Source organism: Streptomyces sp. NPDC007164, from assembly GCF_040634135.1.
Lineage (GTDB): Bacteria > Actinomycetota > Actinomycetes > Streptomycetales > Streptomycetaceae > Streptomyces > Streptomyces sanglieri.
The window spans coordinates 1-15,794 of sequence record NZ_JBEYFB010000059.1; the positions used below are offsets into that span (position 1 = coordinate 1).

At 66.6% G+C, this 15,794-nt stretch carries 11 protein-coding genes; 5 read left to right on the forward strand and 6 right to left on the reverse strand.

Features of this window, described 5'->3' with window-relative positions; all coding sequences use genetic code 11:
• Positions 1-184 precede the first annotated feature (184 nt).
• Positions 185-460 carry a hypothetical protein gene (locus tag ABZ622_RS37050; protein WP_360550979.1) on the forward strand — a complete coding sequence of 92 codons (276 nt, stop codon included), beginning with the start codon at positions 185-187 and terminating at the stop codon, positions 458-460.
• A gap of 24 nt (positions 461-484) precedes the next feature.
• On the opposite strand, the gene ABZ622_RS37055 is transcribed toward ABZ622_RS37050, so the two are convergent.
• On the reverse strand, positions 485-3,532 hold the full coding sequence (locus ABZ622_RS37055) for an AAA domain-containing protein (protein WP_360550981.1): 3,048 nt from the start codon (positions 3,530-3,532) through the stop codon (positions 485-487).
• Positions 3,533-3,883: 351 nt separating this feature from the next.
• Between ABZ622_RS37055 and pglW the strand changes: the two genes are divergently transcribed.
• Both pglW and pglX read left to right on the forward strand, forming a co-directional pair.
• On the forward strand, positions 3,884-8,587 hold the full coding sequence (gene pglW, locus ABZ622_RS37060) for a BREX system serine/threonine kinase PglW (protein ID WP_360550983.1): 4,704 nt from the start codon (positions 3,884-3,886) through the stop codon (positions 8,585-8,587).
• A complete protein-coding gene (pglX, locus tag ABZ622_RS37065) occupies positions 8,584-12,390 on the forward strand; it encodes a BREX-2 system adenine-specific DNA-methyltransferase PglX (RefSeq protein WP_360550985.1) in 3,807 nt (1,268 codons plus the stop codon). Before pglW ends, pglX begins: the two co-directional genes overlap by 4 nt.
• 32 nt (positions 12,391-12,422) lie before the next feature.
• Here pglX and ABZ622_RS37070 read toward each other — a convergent pair whose 3' ends face one another.
• The 3 genes from ABZ622_RS37070 to ABZ622_RS37080 form a co-directional block, all read right to left on the reverse strand.
• Positions 12,423-12,797 carry a type II toxin-antitoxin system VapC family toxin gene (locus ABZ622_RS37070; RefSeq protein ID WP_360550987.1) on the reverse strand — a complete coding sequence of 125 codons (375 nt, stop codon included), beginning with the start codon at positions 12,795-12,797 and terminating at the stop codon, positions 12,423-12,425.
• Complete coding sequence (locus ABZ622_RS37075) at positions 12,797-12,979, reverse strand: prevent-host-death protein (protein WP_360550989.1); 183 nt, start codon at positions 12,977-12,979, stop codon at positions 12,797-12,799. The genes ABZ622_RS37070 and ABZ622_RS37075 overlap by 1 nt, the downstream gene beginning before the upstream one ends.
• Before the next feature lie 68 nt (positions 12,980-13,047).
• Complete coding sequence (locus ABZ622_RS37080) at positions 13,048-13,848, reverse strand: ATP-binding protein (protein WP_360551015.1); 801 nt, start codon at positions 13,846-13,848, stop codon at positions 13,048-13,050.
• A 65-nt stretch (positions 13,849-13,913) separates the two neighbouring features.
• On the opposite strand from ABZ622_RS37080, the gene ABZ622_RS37085 reads away from it, so the two are divergent.
• Together ABZ622_RS37085 and ABZ622_RS37090 are read left to right on the forward strand one after the other, a co-directional pair.
• Positions 13,914-14,798, forward strand: a complete 885-nt coding sequence (locus ABZ622_RS37085; RefSeq protein ID WP_360550991.1) for a helix-turn-helix transcriptional regulator — start codon at positions 13,914-13,916, stop codon at positions 14,796-14,798.
• The gene (locus tag ABZ622_RS37090) at positions 14,795-15,001 is read left to right on the forward strand and encodes a DUF397 domain-containing protein (RefSeq protein ID WP_360550993.1); all 207 of its coding nucleotides are present in this window, start codon (positions 14,795-14,797) and stop codon (positions 14,999-15,001) included. The genes ABZ622_RS37085 and ABZ622_RS37090 overlap by 4 nt, the downstream gene beginning before the upstream one ends.
• Positions 15,002-15,052: 51 nt before the next feature.
• Here ABZ622_RS37090 and ABZ622_RS37095 read toward each other — a convergent pair whose 3' ends face one another.
• Together ABZ622_RS37095 and ABZ622_RS37100 are read right to left on the reverse strand one after the other, a co-directional pair.
• Positions 15,053-15,451, reverse strand: a complete 399-nt coding sequence (locus ABZ622_RS37095) for a PIN domain-containing protein (protein ID WP_360550995.1) — start codon at positions 15,449-15,451, stop codon at positions 15,053-15,055.
• On the reverse strand, positions 15,448-15,726 hold the full coding sequence (locus ABZ622_RS37100) for a hypothetical protein (protein WP_360550997.1): 279 nt from the start codon (positions 15,724-15,726) through the stop codon (positions 15,448-15,450). Before ABZ622_RS37100 ends, ABZ622_RS37095 begins: the two co-directional genes overlap by 4 nt.
• Positions 15,727-15,794: the final 68 nt, after the last annotated feature.

Consider the following 15,794-nt stretch of genomic DNA (forward strand, 5'->3'; position numbering starts at 1 on the left):
AGGATCAGACGAAGGCCGCCCTCATGTCCGGCGAATGCCCAGGTGAGTGACCTCGTTCGGGACACCGTTCGAGCCTGGAAGAAAAAGAACAAGCTTAGGATCATTCGGCGCCAGCCGTCGAGCCGCCGCGGCTCAGCAATGGGCTGCTCTTCGGGCTGCAGCTGCGCAGCAGGCGCACCGAGGTGTGCGCATAGCGCTCGTCCACTCGATCTATCAGCGCGCCTCTGCAGGTGACAAGGCATGGATCATCTGGCAGGAGACAGGAGTCCGCCAGGACACCTGGTTCCACGGTGGTGTGCCGTGCAACGCGGGTACGTTCGTACTCCTGGGCGGGTTTGTCGGCTACGGACCGCACAACAACAACCCCCGTGTGCTGTACGTCGATCCAGCCGATGTGCTGGGTACGGCGAGTGCGAGGTCCCTCAAGGCCTGGCGTAAGCAGAACCGCCAGGACGGCTGAGACGGCCGCGGCGAGCAGCAGGGTTCAGCGTTTGGGGCGGAGCCAGCCCTGCCTCTCCTCCGGGATCACCTTTTCCGGATCCATGTACCAGAGACTGTTGTCACCGTCGAATCTGGCATTCACCAGTCGCTTGGCTTCGCCCCGCTCCTGGTAGGAAACGTTCAAGTAGAGCCGCCCCCAAACCACTGCCCCCACCTTGACTCCTTCGGACGGATCAGGGTTCCGCTTTTTCGTACCGCTCGACCCCTGACCCGGGCGCGTGCCGCCCGTCCCCCGGTACACAGGGCTCGCTCTGCGCGCCTGGTCCATGACGCGTCGCGCCTGCACACACGATTCCGCATCCTCCAACCTCATCATGAGGTCGGTGGGTCCCAGATTTCCCAGCAGGTTCAGCGAGCCGTGCCAGAGGACGGTGTCGTCCACGATGAACACCTTCTCGTGCATGCGCTCGCGGTACTCGACCGTGCAACCTGCCGACTTGAGCTGATCCACCAGCCCGCGGTGCCGCGCCACCACGGCCTCCTCCCGCTGCTCCTCGGGAGAACGAGTGTGGATCACGACGCTGACACCGGCGGCTGCCTTCTCTGCCAGGAGTGGCAGCCATTTATTCACTCGGGGGACCGCCAGCAGGAACGTATAGATGTCGATGCGCTTCCTGGCGCGCTCGATGTCCCAGCGCACCGCACGATCGACCTGGTCAGCGGGGAAGAAGGCAGGCCGGGTCAGCTCCTCGTCCGGCAGCGCCGCAAGCTCCGCGGCACTTCTGATGGGGATGAGCTGGTCGACGGAGATGGACTGGGCACTCGACTCCAGGTGGTCGAGCATCGTCCGTGCCTCACTGCGCGGAGGCAGCTTCTTACGGAGGAACGCCACGTCCGCAATGACGACAAGGTGATCCTGGGCCCGGCTCAGGGCGACGTTCAGCAAGCGGCACGTCTCGGAGTCAAGGCCGGTTCCTTGGTAGAAATGGCCTGCGTAGCCGCCGGCTCCGGCCACGGTGTCGAGGATCACGACCGGTCGTTGGCTGCCCTGGAACCGGTGCACGGTGTCCACCAGGCCTTCGTAGTCGGCGCCGAGCCGCTCGACCAAGGTGCGCTTGAGGCCATTGACCTGATCCCGGTACGGCGCGATCACAGCCAGGCGGTCGGTCGCGCGCTCGCCCGGCAGAACGTTCTCCCACTTCCTCGGCGGCAGCACTTCGTCGTACTGGAGGCCACGCACAAGTTCATGGACTGCGGCCTGATGGACTGGGTTCGTCCTGTGGTTGGGACCGGGGACACAGTGCCCCGACGTGTCGATCAGAATGACGGGAGCGTTGACGAGCGGACTGAAGGGGATACGGCTCTCGTTGTCCCGGCCAGTACGCAAGGGTGCGTCCGGGTAAGCCACGGCGTTGACGAGGTCGCAGATCGGCTCACGCATGCGGTACTGGGTGCTGAGAGCCACGAGCCTCGGGTCCTGACGCACGGTCCCGGCAGCTGTGACCAGGCCCGCCGCACGAAATGCGTCCGTAGCCGACCACCGGCGTGCGTGTGCCTTGTCCTCGTCATTCGCGCCCCGGTCATCGGCGGCCTTATTCACGGCCGGCAGCTGCCGGAAGTCGCCTGCCACCACGACGCGTTTGCCGGCCAGGCCGGCCACGTACCAGGCCATCGGCAGATTGATCATGCCCGCCTCGTCGATCACCACGACATCGATGCGCTCAAGCAGGGGGCGGGACTGGACGGCTTTCGAGACGGTGGCGCCGAGCACCCGGCAGTTCGCTTTCACGGCGTCGGAGATACGCCGCAGTTCCTTCTCGGCTTCGTTGACCTGTTGCTGCAGGGCGTCAGCCTCTTTGGTCAGGGTCTGCAGCGGCGCTACACCTTTGAGCTTCTCGACCTGGTCGGCGAGATCCGCTCCTATGCGGGAAATGTCCCGCTCAGCCTTGTTCTGTGCGGTCCCTGCCGCGCCTTTGGCCTCAGTGGCCTCAGCCACCGCCTGATTGGCCTTCCGCAGATCGATGAGCGCCGCATCGAGTTTGGCCTGTTTTCTGTCTGCGAAGAGACCTGATGGCGTGCCGATGCTCTTGATGCGCAGCCCCAGCGCGTTCGCCACATCTTGGGCTTCGCTCCATGCCTGACCAGCCTTCTGCCGCGCAGCACCCGCCGCACCGTACGCCTTCCGCGCAGTGGCCAGGTCCTCCTGCAGGCTCCGCATCCGCTCGTGGAGCGCGACACCCGCGCGCACCGTCGTCAGGGTGGAAGTGAGCTGAGTGAGCCTGCTCTGCAGGTGGGCCGAGAGCCTGGCTGCCACCTGCTCGGGGTCCACGTACGCGCCATACCGCTCCCGGAGCGACTCGACGTCGATGTCGCCCGCCCGCTGCACCAGACCGGTGTCGAATCCCTGCTCCTCGGAGAGCAGATCGCAGATCCGTTCCAGCGCCTGGTCGACAGCGACCTTGGTCGGCGCGAGGAAGAGCACGTTGAGCCCCTGTCGGCTGCACCCTTCCACGATGTGCGCGACCACATCCGTCTTTCCTGTCCCGGGTGGGCCCCAGAGGAAGGTGATCTCGCTGGCGAGGGCCTGTTCCACGGCTTGGCGTTGCCGTGGATTGAGACGGAGAGAGGGCCAGTCGGCAACCCAGCGGCCCGGATTGGTCTCCCGGGCCACCTTCGGTTTCCCCTGGTCGGTGATCCAACCGGCACTCGTCGGGCGTACCGGGTGATCCGCCTCACCGACAGACGTGAGGCGCTCCGCCAGCACCTTCCAGGTCTGGGAGTCGTCCGCGCGCAGCTGTACCTGGCGGGGCGCATGCCCCAGGTCGGCCTCGGTGACGATACGCACTCTGTTGTCGGGAAGGCGTGTGACCTCGGCCGGTGTCCACGGGCCTTGCGATCGGGAGGGCCGCACCAGCAGGGGCAGACCGTTCAGAGCCTCGGGCCAGCGTTTGAAGCTGAATTCATACTCGCGCTGCGCCCCGGATACGGACAGTCTGCGCCCCTCACTCAGGGACGCCTTGGCCTTGTTTCCCCCGTCGCTGCGCAGTTCCGCCGCGATCTCCAGGTGTGCGGCCCTCAGGAGTTCATCCACCGGTTTCGGACGCCCAGACCCTGCCATTCCACTCCCCCGCCTTCTCGCCGTCCCGCCATGGTCTCCAGGACCGGATGCGGGGCATCAGTTTTCGGCCCTGCCGCGCCTCTCCTTCCGAGACGCCACGGGACTCTACGGATACGGATGCGCGAGGACAATGAGTTCTCCCACAAGCTCACGGCCGCCAGCAGGGGAAACATCAAGGGGCGCCTGCCACCCGCCGATAAATGATCTTGGTCGATTCCCTGCCGTCACCCTCAGCCGATACGATCTGGGTGGACTTTTGACGTGCGAATCGAACGTTCGTCGGAATATGTGCAAGTGGGTTCGGAAACAGAGCGGGGACGGTGTATGCGGGAAGGCCGCTGGGAAACGGTCACGGATTCCGAGTTCCCGCATGAGCGTCGTGGCCTTGAAGCCATCCGCACGGAACTTCCGGACAACGATCCGTGGCGCGCCTGGTCGAACTTCACGTTCACCGCGAACACCGGGCATGTCCGGGAGGTGGATCTGCTGGTGGTCGCTCCCGGCGGTGTCTTCCTGATCGAGCTGAAGGACTGGCACGGCTCCGTGGAGTCCCGCAACGGAACGTGGCTCCAGCCCCAGCCCGGCGGGCGGCAGATCACGCACGGGAACCCTCTGCACCTGGCGAACAAGAAGGCCAAGGAGCTGGCAGGGCTGCTGGACCCCGAGCTGAACGGTGAGCGGGTGTGGGTCTCGGAGGCGGTCTGCTTCACAGACTCCTCGCTGAAGGTCCGGCTCCCGGCCCATGACCAGCACGGTGTCCATACCGTTTCCCAGCTCGTCAGGGCTTTGAAGGAGCCCCCGCACTTCGAGCAGCGGCGGATCGATGGCCCGCGGTCGCGGAGGATCGCGGCGGCGCTGGGCCGGGTCGGCATCGCGCGCAGTGACGCCGAGTACAAGGTCGGCCCCTATCTGTTGCACCGGAAGTCATTCGACTCCGGTCCCACCTGGGCGGACTATCTGGCCCAGCACAGTGATCTGCCGGAGGCTGCCCGGATCCGGGTCTATCTGCGGGAGCGCGGTTCCGACGCCGGGCTGCGGGCCTCGGTGGAGCATGCGGCTCGCCGTGAGGCCGCGGTGCTGCGGCGCTTCCGGCACCCGGGTGTGGTGCAGCTCAAGCAGTACGACCCGTCGGGGCATTCCGCCGGCCCCGCGTTGATCTTCGACTACGACCCGAGGACGCTGCGGCTGGACGAGTATCTGGCGCAGTACGGAGAGAAGCTGGACATCCTCAGCCGGATGGCGCTGGTGCGTCAGCTGGCGGAGACGGTGCGTTCGGCGCACGGAAGGCGTATCTATCACCGGACCCTGGCAGCGCGTGCGATCCATCTGCTGCCGCGCGGCCGGGGCGGGGCGGCGGGTTCGGACAGTGAGGACGCGGGCTGGCTCAGCCCGTATGTGCAGATCTCCGACTGGCAGGTCGCCGTTCAGCGCGGTTCCGAACACAGTGGCCGCAATGTCGGGGACCGACTCGCGCCGACATCGTTCTCACGGGCCGGTGCGCACATCGCCGAGGACTCGGACCCGTACCTCGCTCCTGAGCTGACCGCGCTCAAGGCTGATCCGGTCGCCCTGGATGTGTACGGGCTCGGCGTACTCACCTACCTCCTGGCCACCGGCAAGGCGCCCGCGGCCAGTCAGGCCGAACTGCTGGCCCGTTTCGAAGCGGGCGAGGGACTGCGGCCGAGCGCGGTGGTCGATGGTCTTTCGGAGTACATCGACGAGCTGGTACAGGCCGCCACCGCCTACAGCGTCGCCGACAGGCTGTCGTCGGTGGACGACTTCCTGGAGATGCTGGAGGTCGTCGAGGAGGAGCTGACCGAGCCGGCTCCCGCCGCCGAGCCCGTGCCGGTGGCCGTCCCGGAGAAGGACCCGCTGGAGGCAGTCGCTGGCGATGTGCTCGCGGGCCGCTGGGAGGTACGGCGCCGACTGGGTACGGGCTCGACGAGCCGTGCGTTCCTGGTACGGGATCTCGCCGCCGGCTCCGAAGTCCGCTTCTCGAAGTCGCTCGCGGTACTGAAGGTGGCGCTCTCCGACAGCAGGAACGACGTGCTGACCCGCGAGGCCGAGGTCATGAGCCGACTGCGCCCTGACTCCCGCATCATCCGGCTGATCGAACCGACGCCCCAGCGCATCGGAAATCGCACGGTCCTGGTCATGGAGTACGTGGGTGACGAGCGCGCGGCCGACACCGAACCCACAGCGCCCGGCACGACGCGGAATCGACGACGCGAGGAAACCGTCGCCCGCCAGCTGCGCGAGTTCGGCCGCCTGTCCGTGGACCAGCTGGAGGCGTACGGGGACTACCTGTTCGGCGCGGTGGACTTCCTAGAAGGGGAGGGGGTCTGGCATCGCGACATCAAGCCGGACAACATCGCGATCCGTATCCGCCCGAACCGCACGCGTGAGCTGGTGCTGATCGACTTCTCGCTCGCCGGGTATCCGGTGCAGGAGACCGGCGCGGGCACGGATGGCTACCTGGACCCGTTCATCGGCACGCTCACGGAGCGTTCGGTGTACGACGCGCATGCGGAGCGGTACGCCGTGGCGGCCACCCTCCATGAGATGGCTTCGCGCGAGCTGCCGGTATGGGGCGAGGGCCGCGTGTCCGCGCGTCAGACCGACCCGGAGCAGGAGCCGTACCCGAAGATCGCGGTGGATGGCTTCGATCCGGCGGTGAAGGACGGGCTGCTCGCCTTCTTCCGCCAGGCCCTGCACCGGGACGCGTCCCAGCGCTTCCGCGATCTCAAGCCGATGCGGGATGCCTGGAAGAAGATCTTCCTGGCGATGGACGAGGCCAAGCCCTCCTCCCGCCGCTCACGCCACGTGGTCGCGGCCGAGGTGGAAGCGGCGGCCCCGGTGGCAGATGCCGCGATCGCGGATGCCGAGGAGGAAACCGCCGCCCAGCAGCGCGACCGGCAGGCCGCCCAGGCCGACCGCCCGACGCCGGTATCGGCTTCGGGTCTGAGTCCGGCGGCGGAGTCGTTCGTCTACGGACTGCGCGTCAACACGGTCGGGGAGCTGCTCGACTACAGCCAGCGGCAGCTCGTGAACGCTCCGGGTCTCGGCGCGAAGACGCGCAAGGAAGTCCTGGGCCGGATCAAGGAATGGCGCCAACGGCTCGCCGAGCGCCCGGCCGCTCCCCTCACCCCCGAGGGCCGCAAGGAGGCGAAGGCCGAGCTTTCGGCAGCCGAGGCGGCGATCGCGGGGGCCGTGGCGGAGGCCGACGGCGGAGGTTCGCTGCCGGAGCGGGCCCTGCGCAGCGTCAGCCTGGACACCCTGGCCACCGTCTTCGTACCCGAACTGAAGAAGGACGGGGCGAACCGCAACGAGTGCGAGATGGTCCGGCTGCTGCTGCGCCTGCCCAATGAGCACGGGGAGTTGCCCACCGAGGTCGGTGTCTGGCCGAAGCAGAAGGACGTAGCGGATGCGCTGGGTCTGTCGGCGGGCCGTATCCCTCAGATGCTGAAGACGCAGCGCACCCGCTGGAAGAAGCATCCGACGGTGCGGGCGCTGCGCGCCGAGATCCTGGAGTTGCTGGGTTCCATGGGTCGGCTGGCGTCGGCCGCGGAGATCGCGGACGCCCTGGCGGTGCGCCGCGGCACCCAGCTCCAGGAGCGTGAACAGCGCCGGGCCCTGGCCCTGGCCGCGGTCCGTGCGGTGGTGGAGGTCGAGCAACTCGTCCCGCAGGAAGCCGAGTTCCAGCACGCACCGAACCGGGAAGCGGCCGACGAGGGCATGGGTGCCGGGCTGCTGGCTCTGGAGGTCGGTGCGGACGATGCACCGCAGACTCCGTCCGCACCCGGCCTGCTGGACTACGCGCAGCGGCTGGGCCGGGTCGCGGACCGGCTCGCCAAGCTGGACACGCTGCCGACCGCGGCAACGGTTCTCGCTGAGCTGAGCGCGATCACCGCGCCGAGTGCGGTCGTGATGTGGGACGAGCGCCGCCTGGTGGAGGTCGCGGCGGCAGCGGCGCGTAACGCGGCTGCGACACCCCGGCTGGAGATATATCCGCGGAATCTTCCGCTGGTACGGGCTCTGCGGCTGACCCAGGCTGGGCTGGTCCGCATCATCCCCGGCGTGGCGGAGGCCGACCAGCCCGGCCTGACCGGCGCCGATGTGCACGAGCGGGTACGGGCGCGCTTCCCGGAGCTGTTGAACGAGCGCGGAGGGCATGCGCTGCCGACCGGCGGCCGACTGACCAAGGCGTTGCAGGAGGCCGGCTTCGACCTGGTCCTGTCCACCCGTGAGCGCCCCCGCACGTTGCGATACCTGCCGCGGCGGACGAACTTCGCGTCCAGCTTCCTGTCCTCGGACGGAAAGCGGCAGGCGACCGGCACGATCGCCGCGCGCCGCTACTCCGACGACCCTCAGCTCGCGGGCGCGGTCGCGGCTGAGGAACGTCTGCTGTCCTCGGCCCGACGGGACGGATTCCGGGCCCTTACGGTACGAACAGGTCTGGCACACCAGGCAGTGAGGGAGCTGGAGAGCGACCGGTTCGCTGCGGGGACGGTCTCCGTGACTGAACTGTTCCTGGGCGCCCTACATGAATTGGTCGATGCCCGTCCGAAGCCGACCTGGGAGACGATCCTGCGGGCGGATGTGGCACCGCCCGGTTCGAGGGGCGCGATGAAGTTCGCCGAGTACGCGCGCACGGCATGGGGCGCGGTGGAACCCCGGGTGGGCGAGCTGCTGTCGGTCCCGGGGCCCAAGGCGCCGGTACTGCTCACGGACGCCGGGGTGCTCGCCCGCTACGACGCGATGGGCATCCTGGAACGGCTGGCCGAGCTGGCGAGGAACGGCGGGCGGGGCCTGTGGCTGCTGTGCCCGCAGAGCGACCCGGCACGCCCACCGCGGCTGGGTGCGACGGCTGTGCCGCATCAGGCGGGGCTGGGTGAATGGGTGGTCCTGCCGGACTCATGGGCGTCGAACGCCCACCGGGCGGACGAATTGAAACTGCAGGGCAGGCGAATCGCTCTGCCGACGACTACGGCTACGCCGACTGCGACAAGGGGAGAAGACCAGAAGTGATCGACCGCACGGCGTTGAAGACAGACCTGATCAAGCAGGTCAAGGCGGTCGAGGTGGACCTCGGCAAACAGGTCACGGAGGGCGAGAAGGTCCTCAAACCGCTGCGCACGGAGTACGTGAAGACGTGCAAGGCAGTTGCCCCGCCGGACGAGGCCCCGAAGTGGGAGACCTGGCTGTCGGACCGGCTGGCCGAACTCCCGGCGGAACGCGCGGACGCGGTACGGGTTGCGGAGGGGGTCGCGGGCCGGCTGCGGTCGGAGTACGACGAGGCGCGGGGCCTGGGTCGCACGGCAGCGACGTGGAACGCATGGCTGGACGAGCGCGTCACGCAGGTCGCGGTGGCGTGGGTGCTGGGCACGGTGTTCGTCCGCTTCTGCGAGGACAACCGCCTGATCCCGGACCCGTACCTGACGGGCCCGGACCAGGAGCGCCGCGACCTCGCGGAGGCACGGTACGCCCAGTACGTGGAGGAGACCGAGGACCCCACGTACCGGGGCTGGCTGCTGCGCGCCTTCGACGAGCTGGGCACGGGCCAGGCGGGCAAGCTGCTGTTCCGCCAGGACCGCAATCCGCTGTACCAGATCCCGTTGTCTCATGACGGGGCGCGGGCGCTGGTGGAGTTCTGGCGGGAGCGGCGGGAAGCCCAGGAGGGCGAGGGCGGCGAGGATGGAGCGCTGCTCCTGGTCCACGACTTCACGGACGCGCTGAACGAGGACGGTACGGAGGGGTGGGACACCCGGTTCCTGGGTGACCTGTACCAGGACCTGTCGGAGGCGGCGCGGAAGACGTACGCGCTGCTCCAGACCCCGGAGTTCGTGGAGGAGTTCATCCTCGACCGGACGATGGACCCGGTGGTCCGGGAAATGGGTGGCCGGTTCAACGAGCTGAAGATGATCGACCCGACGTGCGGCTCGGGCCACTTCGTGCTGGGCGCGTTCCGACGCCTGGTGCGTCTGTCGGCGGAACGCCAGCCGGGACGCGATCGGCATGAGCGGGTGCGGGACGCGCTGAACTCGGTGCACGGCGTGGACATCAACCCGTTCGCGGTGGCCATCGCGCGGTTCCGGTTGCTGCTGGCGGCTATGGCTGCGGCGAATGTGCGGACGCTGGCGGATGCGGGGCGGTATGACTGGCCGATCCACTTGGCGGTGGGCGATTCGCTGATTCAGGACCGGCAGCAGGAGCTGGAGCTGATCAGCGTGGAGTCGGGGAAGCGGCTGGTTGATTTCGCTTATGCGACGGAGGACCTGGATGACTATCCGGGGATTCTGGAGCGCGGGCGGTATGACGTGGTGGTGGGGAACCCGCCTTATATCACGGTCAAGGACAAGAAGCTGAATGCTCTGTATCGGGGCCTGTACGACTCCTGCTCGGGAAAGTACGCACTGTCCGTTCCGTTCGCCGAGCGGTTCTTCCAGCTGGCCAAACTGGGAGAACCAGACGGGCGCGGGTACGGAATGGTTGGCCAGATCACTGCGAGCTCTTTCATGAAGCGAGAATTTGGTGCGAAGCTGATTGAGGAATATTTCGCACACAAAGTTGAACTAAAAGAAGTGATCGACACCTCGGGTGCTTATATTCCGGGACACGGAACACCGACAGTGATTCTTGTGGGACGCCGGAGGACGGGCAGCAGGCGCACACCAACGGTCCGGACTGTGCGAAGCATTCAAGGAGAACCTGCGGCACCAGAACAGGGAGGAGATGACGGCTTCGTCTGGAACGCGATCGTCAATCAGATTGATCAGCCCGGCTCCATTAGCCAATGGGTGTCCGTGGACGACCTCGAACGTGGGCGGTACTTTGCAAAGCAGCCGTGGATCCTTGCTGACGGCGGCTTGGAGCTAAACGAGAAGATCGAAGCAAACAGCCAGCAACAACTTAGAAGTCGTCTGCCACGGGACATCGGCTTCGCCAGCTTTCCCGGCCAGGATGATGCTTTCATCAGCACGCCTGAAGCGCTTCGCCGACAGCGGATCACTGGCACGCTGGCCAGGAAACTCGTCATAGGCGAAGTCGTAAGGGACTGGGGCGCCCAGTGCGTGGAGAGCGCCATCACGCCCTACGCTGAAGACCTGACGCCACTCCCCTACGATACTGAAGCCCCGTGGGCAAGGCTCCTGTGGGCCACGAGAAGCCATCTCCGTTCTACAATCGACTTCAACGGCCAAACGCAGAATACCCTCGGAAAGGCATGGTGGGTCTGGTACCGATGGGTTACCGAGAGATACCGCACCCCGCTCTCGATCACCTTTGCTTTCGTGGCTACACACAATCACTTCACCCTAGACCGCGGCGGGAAGGTCTTCAATCGCTCTGCCCCTGTGATTAAACTCAGCGAAGGGGCGAACGAGGAGGAACACCTTCGATTGATTGGGCTACTCAATAGTTCGACTGCCTGTTTCTGGCTTAAGCAGGCAAGCCACAACATGGGAAGCACTGTAGACACGAAGGGCGCCCGCCAGAGCACCTTCCCATTTGAGGATTTCTTCCAGTTCAATGGCACCCCCATGGGAGACTTCCCTATTCCATCCGCCTATCCCACCACTCTGGCAGCGAAGCTTGATGCTCTGGCTCAGGAGTTGGCCGCTGCGAGCCCCTTGGCTGTAGCCACAATCGAAGCGCAGCCACCCGCAGTCATCGCCCTCCGCGAAGCAAGTACCAAATGGCACTCCATCCGCGCCGAGATGATCACTCTCCAAGAGGAGCTGGACTGGCAGGTCTACTCCCTCTACAAGTTGCACTCTGAAGACCTGCGCGCACCCAAATCTGAAGTCCCTGAACTCGCCCTCGGCGAGCGAGCGTTCGAGATTGTGCTTGCGCGGCGCGTGGAGAAAGGCGAGGCATCCGGCGAGTGGTTCAAGCGGCACGGCTCCACGCCCATCACCGAGATGCCCGACCACTGGTCCGGTGCCTACAAGGCCGTCGTCCAGAAGCGCATCGACGTCATTGAGTCCTCCCGCGCCATCGGCATGGTCGAGCGGCCCGAGTACAAGCGCCGTTGGGCCACCGAGGGTTGGGACGTGCTTCAGGAGCGGGCCCTCAAGTCCTGGTTGCTCGACCGCATAGAGAACCGCGATCTCTGGTTCCAGGACGGGCAGCCGACTCTCCTCAGTCGCACCCAGCTCACCAGCGCCCTCGCTCTCGACGAGGACTTCGTGTCCGTCGCCGAGCTGTACGCGCCACGCAAGGAGCTGGCGACCGTCGTCGCCGAACTCCTCTCGGACGAGCATGTGCCGTTCCTCCCTGCCCTCCGCTACAAGCCCTCCGGGCTGAAGAAGCGCGCCGACTGGGAGCACGTCTGGGAGCTTCAGCGTGAGGAGGACGCAGCCCCGGACGAGCCGGCCAAGCGGAAGATCCGGGACAGCATCCCCGTACCGCCGAAGTACACCTCGGCCGACTTCCTCAAGCCCTCCTACTGGCGGGCGCGCGGCAAGTTGGACGTGCCGAAGGAGCGGTTCATCTCCTACGCGACGGGCGCGATCTCCGGCGTTCCCGACCTGTTCGGATGGGCAGGTTGGGATCACCGGGAGCAGGCCCAGGCCCTGACCACGTACTTCACCAACGATGACGGGCTGTCCTCCGAGGAACTGGTTCCGCTCCTCGCCGGCCTTCTCGAACTCCAGCCCTGGCTCGGACAGTGGCACAACGAGTTCGATCCGCTGTACAGCGGTACGCCCGCCGCCTTCTTCGCCGGATACCGTTCCGCCCAGCAGGGCGAGCATGGGCTGACCGACGACGATCTGCGCGCCTGGCGCCCCGCCCCGGCATCCCGTCGCGGCCGACGCCCGGCAGGCAACTGAGGGACCCAGAATCCGTATGGACGGCGTGCAGGTCAGACCGACATGACCTGCACGTCGTACTGCGGAATCCAGCGGTTCCGGGTGACCAGCACCATCTCTTCGGCCTGCGCCTGCGCGATGAGTATCCGGTCGAAGGGATCGGTGTGCACTATCGGCAGCCGTCCTGCCCGTACTCCGTGCGCGGCCGTGATGGGCAGGCTCCTGAACTGGAGATCACGCACCTGCTCCGCCAGGTCGCCGGGGCCTTCGAACCTGCCGAGAAACTGCTTGACGGTAATCTCCCACGGCGACACCGCGCTGACGTACACAGCAGGTTCGGTGTCAAGGAGTTCTTTGAGCGACGGGGTCACTTGTGGCGAGTCGTCGAGCCACCACAGGACCACGCACGTATCGAGCAGTAGACGCATCAGCGCATCCCAAGCGCTTCAGCCATCGAGGCCGGTGCATCGTCGAAGTTGGCGGGGATGCGGATACGGCCCCGCAACGACCCCCGGCCCAGCCGTCGCACCTTCGGCCGTGAGGGCAGCGCCCTCGCCACCGGCTCGCCCGCCGTGCTGATCACGACCGCATCGCCGCCGACCATCTGCATGAGAGTTCCCAGGAATCGCGGTCCGACGCGGTGGGAGTGGCGGCGGCAGAGCCTCTTCCATAGCGCCTTCACGATGAGATCACCGGGCTGGTCACGGGTTGAACCAGGCTCCCGGCAGGCTCTGCCACCCGCACGGCCAGCGGCTCAGCAGCGTCCAGGCGCAAGGCCGGGCCACCGTCGTCCAGGACGATGATGACTGCCAGCCCTCCCGATGCGTACCGCTCACTCCGGACCGAACGCACCGCGTGCCAGGCACCCCGGACACGTACGCACTGACCCGGCCGAACGGTTACCGCCGCGATCTCCACCTCTGCGGGCGCGGGGTCGATACCGGGTGCCAGCAGCTCCGCCCATACCGTCTTGCCGATCCCTGCCCGACGTTCGTCCACACCCCAGCGGTGGGTCAAAGCCTCAACGAGCAGGAGTCCGCGCCCACCTTTGGCCAACTCCCCCGGTCGCTGGAACTCGGGTCGGCCCGGTCCTGCGTCACTCACCTCCAGCCGCAAGAGTTCGCCCCTCCCCCGACACTCGATACGCACGCCCACCAGCCAGTCTCCAGGGACCGGTACTCGTAGCGCGTTGGTCACCAGCTCCGAGAGCACCAACTCACCGTCTTCTGCGGCAGCTTGTCCGGCCCGCCACTCCCCGAGCTTGGCTCGCAGGACTGCCCGAGCCCTGGGAACGCTGCTGCGGCAGCGAGAGAGCCTGAAGGTCACTTCGTTCAGTGCAGCCATGGCAACTCCAAGAAGGTCGACGTCCGGTCGGAATCCCCCACAGACAGAGGCAGTTCGCGTCGAGCGACGCCACCCCCGTACCCAGCACAATGGATGAGCCACGTGCCAATCTGCAACGTTGCCGACCGGCATCATGCCGTTTTTCCCTCTTTCGAGTAACCTCGCCTCCTTCAAGCCGTCACTTTGCTAAAGGTGTTCTCATGCCTGCGAAGCGCACCACCGCCACCCCGTCAACCGTCCTTGGCCGCCAACTCGGCGATGAACTACGCCGGTTGCGGGAGTCCGCCGGACTGACCACCGCCTACGCGGCAGAGGCGCTCGACTGCACCAAGGGCAAGATCAGTCGCATCGAGAACGGCCGAGTCGCGGTACGGATGCCCGACCTGACAGCGATGCTGCACGCGTACGAGGTATCCGATCAGGAGATTCACGATCGCCTGAGCACGCTGGCCCGCAAGGCCAACCGCAGGCGCAGGGAAGGGTGGTGGAACCAGTACGGGTCAGTCCTCGCCGACACGTACCGGGACTACATCGCACTGGAAGCGATGGCGGGTTCGATCCGCACCTTTCAGGCGCAGCTCATCCCCGGTCTCCTCCAGACACCTGAGTACATTCGAGCCGTAACTGTGGCCTCCCGGCAGTGGGAGACAGCGGACGAGATCGACAAGTTCGTCCAAGTGCGCCTCGCCCGGCAAGAACGCCTGGCGGACGAACAGCCGTTGCACCTGTGGGCCGTACTTTCCGAGGCTGTGCTCCTCCAGCAGGTTGGTGGCGCTGCGGTCATGAACGCCCAGCTGGAGCAGATGTTGGCCAGTTCCGAGAACCCCAACGTGACCGTCCAGGTGCTGCCGTTCTCCCGCGGAGCCCATGCGAGTATGTTCGGCCCGTACGTAGTGCTGGGATTTCCCGAGGAGGGGGCGCTCGACGTGGTACTGGCGGATAACCCGTCGGGTTCCATGTGGCTGGAGCGAGAGGCAGATGTATCCCGATACCAAGACCTCTTCGACGCCGCGCGCACGTCTGCGCTCTCCCCGACGGAGTCCCGCACTGTCATCCATCGCCGGGCCAAGGAGCACAGAGCATGAAGAGCGCACACCGCAATACGCCGAACCTCTCGGGCGTGAAGTGGCGCGCCAGCACGTACAGCGGTGGCAATAACGAGTGCCTCGAAGTCGCCGACGGTATCCCCCACCTCGTCCCCGTCCGCGACAGCAAGCGCCCCGCCGGCCCCGTAGTCACCTTCAGCCCCGATGCCTGGCAGACGTTCGCCAGCAGTCGGCCGAGCTGAGTCCGGCGCCGGCCGGAAGGCGCCCGCTGCAGTGAAGGGAATCCCCGCCCCTCACACCTTCTCGGCCAGGACCCGGGAGTACGGGGCCGTGAGCATCTCGATGTCCTCCACGTCGGAGGTCAGGATCGTCACCCGCCCCGGCAGAGCCAGAGCGGTCGCGCACAGCATCGCGTCGATGGCGTACTTGTGACCGTGCAGCCGCGCGCTGCGCAGCAGAGTCGCGGCAGACTGCGCCACTGCCTGAGTGACCGGCTCCACCCGCAGCCGGGACAGCGTCCACTTCAGTGCGGAGTCATTGATCTTGGGGTGAATGACCTCGACCAGGACAGCGGCCGAGGTCACCACCGGAAGGTCGGCGTCGCGGGCCGCCGTCAGCCACTCGTGAACCTCTCGGTCACGCCCCACCGCCTTTGCCAGGCCCTCGCTGCCCAGGACGAGCGCACCGGTCATGCGGCAGCCCCGGCATCGGATGCATGACCGGTGAGCCTGGCCCTCTTGGCGTCCACGGCCCCCCGGTCGGCCGGCCCATTGGCCTTGTCGAAGTCCGCGATCAATTCGTCCAAGCTGTCACGCTCGATCTGGCGCTGCGCAGCCTTCTCCAGATAGGCGGACACACCTCTCTTGCCGACGCGTTCACGGATCGCCTGCAACGTTCCGGCGGCCAGGGTGACCGAGATGCCACTGCTGGGGCCGTCGCCGGGCAGGAAGTCGGAATCATCACTCATGACGCCACTGTAGTATTTGAAATGCCATAGCGGGTGGTAAGTGCCATAGCCGGTCGGGCGGCCCCCTG